General features: G+C 60.7%; 8 protein-coding genes. 3 read left to right on the plus strand and 5 right to left on the minus strand.

Annotated elements, in window-relative coordinates; all coding sequences use genetic code 11:
• Window positions 1–577: 577 nt before the first annotated feature.
• From ABF821_RS16870 to ABF821_RS16880, 3 genes are all read left to right on the plus strand, one after another.
• Window positions 578–1,459, plus strand: a complete 882-nt coding sequence (locus ABF821_RS16870; protein ID WP_415530867.1) for an ABC transporter ATP-binding protein — start codon at window positions 578–580, stop codon at window positions 1,457–1,459.
• Between the two features lie 7 nt (window positions 1,460–1,466).
• Window positions 1,467–2,846 (plus strand): hypothetical protein, encoded by a 1,380-nt coding sequence (locus ABF821_RS16875; protein ID WP_415530868.1) that lies wholly within the window; start codon window positions 1,467–1,469, stop codon window positions 2,844–2,846.
• Between the two features lie 107 nt (window positions 2,847–2,953).
• Window positions 2,954–3,802, plus strand: coding sequence for a hypothetical protein (locus tag ABF821_RS16880; protein ID WP_415530869.1), 849 nt, complete (start codon window positions 2,954–2,956; stop codon window positions 3,800–3,802).
• 231 nt (window positions 3,803–4,033) lie between these two features.
• On the opposite strand, the gene ABF821_RS16885 is transcribed toward ABF821_RS16880, so the two are convergent.
• The 5 genes from ABF821_RS16885 to ABF821_RS16905 form a co-directional block, all read right to left on the minus strand.
• Window positions 4,034–6,688 (minus strand): TonB-dependent siderophore receptor, encoded by a 2,655-nt coding sequence (locus ABF821_RS16885; protein WP_415530870.1) that lies wholly within the window; start codon window positions 6,686–6,688, stop codon window positions 4,034–4,036.
• 251 nt (window positions 6,689–6,939) lie between these two features.
• A complete protein-coding gene (locus ABF821_RS16890) occupies window positions 6,940–7,905 on the minus strand; it encodes a FecR family protein (RefSeq protein WP_415530871.1) in 966 nt (321 codons plus the stop codon).
• Window positions 7,906–8,041: 136 nt separating this feature from the next.
• A complete protein-coding gene (locus tag ABF821_RS16895; RefSeq protein WP_259654477.1) occupies window positions 8,042–8,551 on the minus strand; it encodes an RNA polymerase sigma factor in 510 nt (169 codons plus the stop codon).
• A gap of 461 nt (window positions 8,552–9,012) precedes the next feature.
• Window positions 9,013–10,818: a methyl-accepting chemotaxis protein gene (locus ABF821_RS16900; protein WP_415530872.1), complete on the minus strand. Its 1,806-nt coding sequence runs from the start codon at window positions 10,816–10,818 to the stop codon at window positions 9,013–9,015.
• 580 nt (window positions 10,819–11,398) lie between these two features.
• The gene (locus tag ABF821_RS16905; RefSeq protein ID WP_182974670.1) at window positions 11,399–11,791 is read right to left on the minus strand and encodes a hypothetical protein; all 393 of its coding nucleotides are present in this window, start codon (window positions 11,789–11,791) and stop codon (window positions 11,399–11,401) included.
• Window positions 11,792–11,901 lie beyond the last annotated feature (110 nt).

The following is an 11,901-nucleotide window of genomic DNA, read 5'->3' on the forward strand; positions in this document are numbered from 1 at the left end:
TCCTATTTCATGCCGCCGCCGCTCCGGCATGTCCTGCCCCGAAAGCTCCAGGCACGGCAGGCTGGGGCGCGGCAAGCTGGGGCACGACAGATTGGGGCACGGCAGGCTGCGGCGCCGTCATTGTCGGCGCCGGCGGCATGAAATAGGATGCGGCCGGCGCACCGGATGCAGGACGCCCCGCCGACGCCATCGCGACGACGACCCCGATGCGAAAGAACGGCCATTCTCCCTTCGCCACGCCATGGAGCGACCGGACAGGCCGGCCCTCTCTCCGCAGGGGCAGAATCATGCGCATGGGCAGGCATCCAGGCTGTAACATCCGAGCAACATGCGGCAGGAAAGCGCAGGACCAGAAATCAGGAATTGCAACCATCCACCGGCCGACGACACAAAGCGTTATTCCGGCACAAGGACGATCTCTCCTGCCCCGATCACTTCTGCCCTGGTCACTCCTGCCCCGGCCACTCCAGCGCCGGTCACTCCCGCCCGAAACCACGCCGCCACCCGGCCATCGGCGCGCTTGACAGAAAATCCCCCGCCGCTCCAACGTCCTGCAATGTTTTCCGAAGCGCGGGCGATGACAGATCAGGACACCTCACCACGGGCCATCCCCGATCGGGAGCCCCCGGTACAGATCGCCCATCTGCGCAAGGTGCTCGGCGGCCGAACCGTTCTCGACGATCTCAGCCTGACGCTGCGCCCCGGCGAGATCGCGGCCCTTCTCGGCCCCAACGGTGCCGGCAAGACCACCCTGATCGGCTGCCTGCTCGGCCTGCTCTCGGCCGATGCCGGCACGGTGCGGCTGTGGGGCGAGGACGCCTCCGCCCTGCGTGCCGAAACCAGGGCACGCATCGGCTTCGTTCCCCAGACCATGACCGGCTTCACCTGGTTCCGGGTCGGGGAACTGATGGCCTATCTGGCCGACTACCGCGCCCGCCCCACCGACACCGAAGACCGGACATGGGGGGAATGGGCCGCCCTCGACCCCACCGCGCGGATCAAGACGCTCTCGGGCGGCGAGCGTCAGCGGCTGGCGATCGTGCTCGCCTTGCGCTTCCGCCCCGACCTGATCGTGCTGGACGAGCCCGTCGCCAGCCTCGACCCGCAGGCCCGCTACGATTTCATGCGCCTGCTGCCGGCCTATGCGCGGCGCACGGGTGCCAGCGTGCTGATTTCCTCGCACATCATCTCCGACCTTCAGGACATCAGCGACCGCGTCATCATGATGCGCCACGGCCGGATCATGCTGGACATGACGGCAGCGGAGATCGCCGCCACCGTCCGCCGTCTCTCCACCCCGCCCGAGACGGAATGGGGCGTCGAGACCATCGCCGACCAGGGCGCGGACGGTGTATGGGTGCGCGGCTGGCATCCGGCGCTGGACGACGCGGCGGCCGGCGCGGGCAACATCCTGCTGCCGGGCGATGTCGAACGGCTGTTCCTGGCCCTGACCCGATAACCGCCCGATGAACGACACGCTGCGCGCGCTCCGGCTCTACGCCTCGCCGGTCTTCTTCCGGGAAAACCCCACCCTGATCTCGGCGGCGGTCTATCTCGCCATCACCGCCTTCAACCTGGCCCATCCGTCACGCACCCATCCCGCCGGCATCCACGATATCGGCCTGTTCTGGTGGATGGCGCAGCAGGGGCTGTTCACCGGCCTGTCCTGCCAGTACTGGCGTCAGGTACGTTCGCCGTTGGCGGCCATGTATCCGCGCCTGATCGCGGCGGAATACCGGGCGATCCACGTCATGCTCGTGCTGGGCCTGCTGCTGCTGGCCGTGCCCGCGCTCATCCTGGGTCTGCCCCTGCTCAACGTGCTGGCGCTGGAATCCGTCAATCTCGCCATCAGCACCGGCAGCGATCTGACCGGACCGAAAATCCTGCGCCCCCGCCTGCGCAAAATCCGCGTCGTCATCGTGTTCGGTCTGTTCTTCATGTTCATGAGCCCCACGATGCAGGATACGCTGATGCGGGCGCCATGGTTCCTGGCCCTGGGCCTGCTGGCCACGACCCTGTCGGCAACGCTGATCGAACTCCATCACAGCCCCTTCGCCCATCCCGACACCCCGGCACCCGCCATCCCCCGACCGGACCACAAGCCGCCGAATGCCGTGTTCCGTAGCCTGAAGCACGCGCTGATGTGGCAACCGCCCCCTCTGCGCCGGATTCCCCTGCCCAACGGCCTGGCCTCGGGCAGTCCACTGGGAATGCTGGCGCAGTCGGCCGTCACCCTGATCGTGTTCACGACCTTCGTCGTGCTGGTCAACGCGATCAGCAGCCTTCACGCCCCCACGCTTCTTCTGGTGCGCACCGCCGCCACCGCCACGCTGGGCCAGGTCGCGATGCTCGGCGCCATGCCCCTCCCCAACTGGATGCTGTCGCGGCGCGACTGGCCGTTCCTGCTGTCGCTCGGCCCGTTCGGCGCGCGGTCGGATTTCACGCGCGCCCTCTATCGCGCCCATGCCGGCCGCGCCGTGATGGCCGGCACGATCCTGGGCCTGTTCGCCGCCATCACCGTCACGCTCCTCGGCACGATGCCACCGTTGCGCGCGCTGGCGGCAGGTCTCGCGCTGGCTGCTGTCATCGTCGGCGGCAGCTACCTGCCCAGCCTGGCGGTATTCTCGCCCCTGACCAATCGTCCGGGGTTCATCCTGGTTCTGTCGATGCTGGGCAGCCTGGCGGGCATCCAGATCTACACCACACTCCTGTTCGTCATGTCCCCGGTGCCGCCATTGGCCTGGGCATTCCCCGTCATGGCCGTCGCCTTCGCGCTGGTGATGGCCCGCCTGGCCCCCCGCGCCCTGGCCCGCGCCGACTGGCCCATCGAGCCACCGGCCCTCTGACGACCAAGCCCCATCCCCTCCCAAAACTCATAGAAATTTAAGGTGTTCTCTCTATGAGATAAGTTATGCTCACCCCATAAAACAGCGACACCGGAAAACGGCACCATATGAAAATACTGGTCGCGCCCAACGGAAGAACGTGGAATCAGAACAGCAGGGATTTTTTTCAATATTTCGGATTCTTTGAAAAAAACACCGACTTCATCTCCCATTCCGTCCAAAATCTCGGCTTTGCCACCGTAGAGACATTTGCAACCTATACACACATCCGCTTCCAGCCCGCGTCATTCGCAACGGCCTGCCTGCAACGGATCATCGAGATCCTCCTGACACAACCGCATTCACGCATCATCCTGGAGCGTTCCGGATCATGCCCTGCGCCGCTGGAGGTCCTGCACAACCGCAACGACGCCATTGCCCGCCTGCGCATCCTCCAGAGCGCAGCGCGGGACGACCATGACATCCCGGCGGCGCCCACCATCATTCCCCTGTCCCTGGATCGCCTCGGCGATGCAAAGCGCGCCAGCCTGCAAACGGCCCTGGCCGCCTGGCGCGAAGCCCGTCGCCATACGACGACACGCAACGTGGCCGAAATCGCCACCAGCCCCGTATTCGGCGGCGGCGGCCTGGCCTGGCTGCCGGGCCGGGACCGCTGCCAGATCGCGGCATGGCCACGCACCTACGAGACATATAGCGGCCAGTCCCACGAAGATCGGGTCGGCCGCGACATCCGGGACCTCCCCGATGCCGCCTACATGCTGCCGACGACCCGCGCCTTTTTCACGGCGGCATCCAGCCAGGAACCCCGCCTGGACCTGATCGAGGCCCGCATGGCAAGCGCCGACGGCACCCGGTTCTGGTGCCGTTACGAGCGACTGGTCCTGCCCTGGCGCGCAAGCCCTTCGGACATGTTCGTCTGTTCGGTACCCCTGGTCAGGCTGGTCCGACGCATCTAGATGCCCTGTCCGTTCACACCGGTTCACGGACAGGGCTCTGGATTATTGATTTTTCCAGCATCTTCATCCGACCAGATGAGTCCATTTAGTCGGATGATGCTCCAACCTGCGAGACTGTTTCATCGTCCCGAAGCAGGGCACCCGTGCGAGCATAGAATTTCAGCCCATGCCCGACCAGCGGTGCGTTGTGATCCAAACCCGTAAAGAACTCCGCCGCCTCGTTCTCGCCTTTCAGAACTCGGATCGTATAGCTGCCATAACACTCCGTGGCGCACCGTAACTTCCATAATAGCTTGTAGGCAGACGCGCCCAGTACACTTTGTCCGCGACATTGTTCACCGTCAGCGTGGTAGAAAGGTGGGGCGTGACCTTGTACCCCACCTGCAAATCCAGGACAGTATAGCCACCCTGCCAGACAACGTAGTCACGCGAGGTCCGGGAGGAAACCAGAAGACCGGTACCGAACGACAGGTCTTTCAACATACCCCGCTGAATCGTGTAAGTGGACCACAGTTTGAAATTATGCTTCGGTTCTTCGGGCTGAAGGCTCAGATTGCCATATACCGGGTCGGAAAGATACTGTGTCTCCAGCCAGGTATAACCAGCATAGATATTCCACCCCGGCAACGGACGTCCGTTGATCTCAACCTCGACGCCCCGGCTTCGCGCACGACCGGATGAAACGTAATAGCGTATATCCGTGGGATCGCCGACAGCCCGATTGTTTGTCTCCAGTTGGAAAGCTGCCAAAGACGCCAGGAGGTTTCCAGAAAGAAAGGCTCCCTTCAATCCAGCCTCATACTGACGTCCCGTAACAGGTTTCAATCCCCCACCAGAGGCTGTCAACTCCGTCTGTGGCGTGAAAATCGACGAGAAACTGAAATAGGCCGTCAACTCGCGCGTCAGATCGTACAGCATGCCCGCATTTGGCGTCAGCTTGCCTTCCACTCCCGGCTGGCCCGAACGGGTCAATCGCTCAGGGAGAATGGTGCGGCTGTCGGCCCAGTAGGAACTGACACGCCCACCGAGAACCAGGGTCAGATTCTTGATCGGGTGAAGCCGAGCCTGCGCATAAGCGCCCCATTGCTCTGTGGTCGTATCGTTACCGCCGGAATAGGGAAAATTGGGCTTTGGCAGGACGGCATCGAATATATTCAGCGCGGATGTGGGGCCAGATCCGTACAGGCTCCGCTTATAAACTTGGTACATATTCGTCCCAACAAGAAAATCCACCGGACGACCCATGATATTCATTCTATAGTTGAGATTCGAGTCCGCACCAATCATATTTTGACGGTTCAGATTGCTTTGTTCGAAATATTTTGACAATTTTGTATTGAAATTAACACCACCACCCATATAACTATATATGCCGGATGAATCCAAATATCTATCTATGACACTTGTTGACCATATCAAATTTTTACCGAAAGAATGCGTGATATTGACATAGCCTTCACCCATGGAATTCGGACTATCGTTCCAGGAAGAGCCAAAAAATGCACTCCTGGGAAAATTCAGAAATTTGTTGTTTGTATACCGAGATTGACCGTAATCAAATGGCCCGCGATCGGAATATTGATAAGAACCCGAGACTGTCAGCCTGGTCTGTGCGTCAATATCATAATCGACGATCGCATAGAGCATTGCTTCCGACTGATGCACTTCGTGAACGAATGAATCTGCGCTCTGACCAGACGCAACAATTCGAGCGCGCAATGTATGACTTGCATTGAGCGGAGCATTGATGTCGATATAGGGGCGCACATTATTCCACGAACCGGCCTGGACGCCAACATGGGTAGCAAATGCGTCCTGTGTATGCTTGCGCACCAAATTGACGGAGCCCGCACCGGAACCCGTTCCCTGCAACAGCCCGGTCGGACCGCGCATCACCTCAACGCGATCATACATCATCATATCAAATTGCGGTAAATACTGAATGCCGGAGACAACCGGCATCCCATCATACTGCACGTCAAGAGTATAGCCGCGCGACATGAAATAAGCGGTACCATCACCATAGGGCGACGCCGTAACCCCTGTCGTGAAGCGCAGCACATCTTCGACCGACACCATGTTCTGGTCGAGAATACGCTGCTGCGTAACGACCGATACCGAATTGGGTATCTGACGAACCGAAAGCGGCAGCTTGCCCGCGACCGTCACGCGATCGGCCGAATAGCGGCCATCATGAAGCGTATCGGCGGAATCCAGCAGACCGGCAAGAGACTGCTGCAACTGGCCCGAGACACGGACAGGGCCGAGAGTGATCGCCGAGGACGCGACAACAACCTTATAAGCGTGCGATCCCGTCGGAAGGTAGCTCAGCCCCGTTCCCTGCAAAAGTCGCGACAAAGCCGCAGGAGGCGTAAAAGTGCCCCGGAGGCCAGCGGTCGTTTTGCCCGCGAGCATCGGTGCCTGCGAGGTCAGCGGCGCATGGGCCTGGGTACTGAAGGTCACAAGCGCGTCGGAGAGCGATCCGGCCGGGATGTCGAAATTGACGCCTGGACCATCAGGATGAAACGGCGATGGTGCCCCGGACCCGGGACGAGACGTACTATTCTGGTAGTTAGCAGTCTGCGCGCTGGCTTTTTTCATGAACAGTGGCGTGAAGGCTGTCGTTCCCGCCAGAAGAAGGAACGATACCGCCGCCCTCCGCAGCGGTTTTCCAGAAGAACATGGCGACGGAACATGCGCGTCCGATCGTTCTTTTTGAGACTGATGCCCCTTCCCTGGCGGCGTCTGTCTCATCGCACGACAATCAGCGAAACCGCGTCCGGAAGCAGAGGCCCCCGGCAAGAGGTCGAAAAATCTGTAAAAGGCTCCATCTTCGCTGCGCTCTCCGTCTTGTCCAATCGTCAGGCCGCCAAAAATGCAATTCATTCGCATTCTTTGTTCTCGACTAGACAGATGCGGGGGCGCTGCGATTTTTCCCTCCAACGACGGATTTTTTTTGCGCATGGGATGGAATATCGCGCCATCCCCATGGAACTATTATATTTTTATCTTTCTTTTTTGACATGGATGACATCAGACCGAACGCTCTCCGCGTCAGGACAATAAATTCCCGGAGACGATCATCCTTACCGCTCCGTGGTCTGATCACACCGAGCACATAGGCGAGCGGGCGTTCTTCAGCGTGCCCTGACGATATCGATCCAGGACGACAGTGAAGACACTTGACCACCATAGGCTTCGACGATCAGGCGCAATGACGCTTCCGGCTGCCGCAGATCGTATGTCCCGGTGACCCGCTTTTTCGCCAGTTCCCTGTCAGCAAGAACGATCCTTGTCGCTGTCCACGGACGCAAGGCATCGATCAGAGCCGCAACAGTCTGATCACGGGCGATCAGCGTCCCGTCGCGCCAGGCACCGATGGTCGCGGCAGGCGCGGCGCCCGCGGTGGCAGTTCCACCCGCTACCTGCTCCCATTCGCCCGCGTGCAGATTCCGTTCGACGATGCCGGACCGAGTGGAGGCCACATGCACCTCGCCTTCCCGCACGGCGACCGTCGTCGTGTCACCGTCCATCCGGACATCGAATACCGTTCCGACATCGGTGGCTGTGACCGTACCGGCCGTCACGCGAAACGGCCGCGTGGGGTCATGACGAACATCGAACAGAGCCTCGCCCTGAAGCAGACGGACCCGCCGCTCCGAACCGTTAATCGTAAGGGATACGGCCGCACGCGGGGCGAGTACGATCTCACTGCCATCCGCCAGGCGGATATCGCGCGTCTGGGCCACCGGCGCATAATGGTCGGCACTCAGTCGCACGAGCATATCGGGGGGCACGAAAGCGAACGCAGCACACGCCGCCGCGAGAGCCAGCGCGCAACCCGGCAGGAGCCGACGGGCAACGCGGCGCGCGTCCTTGCGCCGGACAGGCGTGACGGAGGTGGAAGCCGGCGTGTGAAGACTGCGTGGAACCGCCGCCATAACGGAGGCCGTCACATTCATGTCTTCCCACGCCCGGACATGCGCCGGGTCACTCGCCAGCCATTCGGTGAACCGACGTTTCAAATCCTCGTCATTCGGATCTTCTCGAAGAAAAAGATACCAGCCTGCCGCAGCCTGCGCCGGCGTCTTCCGTTCAGTCATGACGAGCAAAGCCTCCCGGAGCGCACTACGACAGCCACCCTGATCTCACACCGGAAGCAGGAATCGAAAAGCCGTCTCCTCCAACAGATGCGCGGCGAGAGATGTTTTTCCGTCGGATTCCAGACCACACGCGACGTTATTGTCCTTCCTTGCGGACACGGTCGCAGATCACCATGCCTTCCTCGATAAGGCCATGGACACGTGTCAGGGAAAGCCCCAGACGGATGCCGATTTCCCGCAGCTTCATCCCCTTGAAATGATACATGTGGATTGCCTGCCTCTGGCGTTCGTCGGGCAACGCGGCGATCGTGTCGAGAATGCGCTGCATCGTCTCTCGGGACGCGGCGGTTTCTTCCGGCGAAACCTGCCCGTCGGCCAGTCCGGCCGTCGCGACCTCGAAATCCGTGCCGGCGGTGGCTTCCAGCACCTGCCTGCGCCCACGGGTGATCACCAGATTGCGCACCATGGTGCGGAGATAATTCAGCGGAGCGGCGATCGTCTCGATCCGCTGTCGGCTGAACAGGAGCCACACGTCCTGCACGATATCCTCGGCGACCGCCTGGTCGCCCGACAGCCGGGTCGCATAGGACAGAAGACTGGCCCGATGGGTCTGATAAAGTTCCAGCGATGTGCGCGCACGGTTCAACGCAACGCCCCCTCCAGAGGCTCAGATCCTCATCCGTCCGATGCCAGAGCCATATCCGTTCACACCGGTTCACGGATATGGCGCTAGATTATTGATTTTTCGAGCATCTTCATCCGACCAGATCAGTCCATCCGGTCGGATGACGCTCTAAGTTGCGACTACTTCTCAAGTCGATGCCACAAATCGGCATGGTTCGCAACCGGATCAGAAATGCGTCGGCAGCGGATGTCTGGAGAGAAAAACCTGAGTGCGGTGCATCCACCTTAGCCTCAATACCGCTCAAGTAGAAAATTCCAGCTCAATATGGCCGTGTATTCAGGAAGAACAGTACCCCATCTCAGGATGCGGCAGGTTTTCACAAAGAATGGCGGACGATCATGCCCGCCATTCAATGAAGACCCGGAAGACCCAATACCGGAAAACCCAATACCGGAAAACACAGTCCCGATCGTACGCGCGCGTCAGAAAGCCTGAAGCGCAGGTGCCCTCTTCGGGCGAGACGCGGACTGACCGGGCCGTTCACGCGCACGGCCCAATTCGAAACGGCCGACGAGCTTCTGAAGTTCGCCGCTCATCATTGCCAGATTATGGCTGGCGGCGGCGCTCTGTTCCGCCACGGCGGCGTTCTGCTGGGTGGTCTGCTCCATGCTGGTCATCGCGAGATTCAACTCGCTGATACTTGTTGCCTGATCCCGGGCCGCCGTCGCGATGTTGGAGACCAGGCCGCTGATTTCCTCCACCTGGCTGACAATCCGGTGCAACGCTTCACCGGTTTCCCGCACCGCGCCCACCCCGTCTTTGACCTGGAGCGCGGAACTGGCGATCAGCGCCGAAATCTCCTTGACCGCTTCGGCCGCGCGATGTGCCAGATTACGGACTTCCGTCGCAACAACCGCAAAGCCACGCCCCGCATCCCCAGCCCGCGCCGCCTCCACGCTGGCATTGAGCGCCAGAATATTGGTCTGGAAGGCAACCGCGTTGATCATCTCGACGATACCCGAGATTTCGCGCGATGACGCGTCGATCCGAGACATGGCGTCAATCGCCTGGCCGACGACAATACCAGCCTGTTTGGCATCGTTCCGCGACGTGTTGACAACCGTATGCGCGTGCGTGGTCTCTTCCGTCGTCTTCTGGACGCGCTGGGTGATCTGCGTCAGTGCCGCCGACGTTTCCTCCAGAGTGGCGGCCTGCTGTTCGGTGCGCCGCGACAGGTCGTCGGCGGCCGTGGACAGTTCATGCGTGCTGTTGCCGATGCTGTAGGCCGAGCCTGACACAGACCCGAAAGCCTCCGACAGTTGAGCGATGGACTCGTTGAAGTTTTCGCGCAACGGCTCCAGACTCGCGGCGAAACGGGTCGCGATCTGCACCGAAAGGTCGCCGCGAGACACTTTTTGCAGCCCGTCGGCAAGGCTGTCGATTGCCGTCTGCAACTGGCGGGCGGCTTCCTCCGCGCGCTCCTGCGCGGCCTGCCGCTCGGCCTCCTGTTGCCGGCGCAATGCGTCGGCTTCCTTCTCCAATCGGGTCTTGTCGATCGCGGCCAGGCGGAACACCTCCACGGCATCCGCCATGGCGCCGATTTCATCGTGTCTGCCCGTATACGGAACCTGCGTTGCCGTATCGCCGCCGGCCAGACCGCGCATGGACTGGGCAATCACAGGAAGCGGTCGCAGCATCCGTTTGACGATGACGCCGGTCGCAATCACGCAGATCAGAATGACGAAACCCGCCATCACGATCAGCGTCCGAAGAAAGCTGTTGATCGTGGCGGCGATCTTCTCCTGCCTGAGCGCGACATCGAGGCTTCCGAGGATTTTCCCCGTTGGCGAGAAGATCGGATAATAAACAACCCTCAACCTCTCTCCCGCCAAGAGGATTTCACCCTCCGCGGGTTGCCCCTGCACCAGAGATTTGTAAACCGCGCTGTCGGGGTCGAGGGGCGTGCCGAGGACGCGCTGACTTTCTCCATTTTTGTCGTCTGCGTCGCTGATCATGCGCCTGATGAAGCTCCGGCCATTGTCGTCGACGACGAACAGGACGACCCGCCCCCCCAGAATACGGACCATGGCATCCGTCATACGATGATCGGCATAGTGCGAGGGCAGGTTTTCAGCCGTGATCCGTTGAACCGTTCCGCTGGCGTCCCATGCAACATGGACCCCAGGCATATCGCGTTCAAAGAGGCTGGCCGCCGCACGCATGCTGGCGTGGAGTGAATCCTGCACGGATTGCTGCATTTCATCACGCACAAGATGCGTAACGGTCATGACGATAGCAACGGAACAGATAATAAGGGAAAAGCAAACCATGGCAATATTCTTGCCAACAAGTCCAAATCTCAGCATGGAAAGGAAATCCCTAATGCGTTATTATTTTCGTAAGGCGTGATAATAAAATCCAGAATCTACCGACCCACCCCCATTCATTGCGTATTATTTATGAATTGAAATACAGATACCATTATATTTGGTCCATCTCAATATATTCTGGAAAAGCGATGAAAATATATAAGCCTTTCACACATCACATGCCGGACAGAATTAACCTTTTCCTAACGATTGCGAGGTATAGTCGAAAAGCTCTTATCCCCGAGAGCCTGACCGAAAATGCGCGCTGGCAAGCGAGAGCAACCCGTTCCGGGCCGCGCCCGACATGTGTTTCCGAGCATCGGTACAGAGTGGCTCGGAACGGAGTGGCCTTGCTGGCCCTGCGCCGGGAAAGGGACCGATCCAGACCATCGACCCAGGAGCACGCCCACCGAAAACCGGCACGATGGAAATACCCTCGTTTACTGCTTGCACGCGCCACGTCCCCCGTTTGAACGCACGCATTCAAACAGGATACGCGCTAGCTCGGCCGCCCCGTCCCACCCGTGCTGGGGTGCATCATCGCCTGATGCCGCGTCAGGGCCTGAGCCACCCGCCGCGAATCCTCGGGCGCCAGCGCCAGCCCGACCGGGCCATAGGCCGGATGCTGGAAAGCAATCAGCGATCCCTCGCTCAGCGCCTCGGGCTGCACCGCCCAGTTGGTGCGCAACACCGGCACCACCGGCACCCCCTCGATCGGCGGTGGTGGCAAGGTCTCGACCATCGCGCTGCGAACCGTGCCCAGAGAGGCGATCAGTTCGCTCAACTGCTCCAGCGTAAAGGCAATCGTGCCCTCCACCCCGCTGCCATCGAGAAACGCCAGCGTGGCCGTCCCGCGATCATCGGACAAGCTGACCTGCATGCGCGCGCTCATTTCGACCTCCCCACCTCGTCACCGGGCAGGATACCACATCGCGCGGCGATCCCGGCACACGGACGAAGCAGACCGACCGATTCCACCCGGCCCGCCCCCTGTCCGGACAC

It is taken from the genome of Gluconacetobacter sp. (genome assembly GCF_047721585.1).
GTDB lineage: Bacteria > Pseudomonadota > Alphaproteobacteria > Acetobacterales > Acetobacteraceae > Gluconacetobacter > Gluconacetobacter dulcium.

Coding starts and splice junctions, on each gene's coding strand:
- ABF821_RS16870 (WP_415530867.1), top strand. CDS start 578: ATGACAGATCAGGACACCTCACCACGGGCCATCCCCGATCGGGAGCCC.
- ABF821_RS16875 (WP_415530868.1), top strand. CDS start 1,467: ATGAACGACACGCTGCGCGCGCTCCGGCTCTACGCCTCGCCGGTCTTC.
- ABF821_RS16880 (WP_415530869.1), top strand. CDS start 2,954: ATGAAAATACTGGTCGCGCCCAACGGAAGAACGTGGAATCAGAACAGC.
- ABF821_RS16885 (WP_415530870.1), bottom strand. CDS start 6,688: ATGAATTGCATTTTTGGCGGCCTGACGATTGGACAAGACGGAGAGCGC.
- ABF821_RS16890 (WP_415530871.1), bottom strand. CDS start 7,905: ATGACTGAACGGAAGACGCCGGCGCAGGCTGCGGCAGGCTGGTATCTT.
- ABF821_RS16900 (WP_415530872.1), bottom strand. CDS start 10,818: ATGACCGTTACGCATCTTGTGCGTGATGAAATGCAGCAATCCGTGCAG.
- ABF821_RS16905 (WP_182974670.1), bottom strand. CDS start 11,791: ATGAGCGCGCGCATGCAGGTCAGCTTGTCCGATGATCGCGGGACGGCC.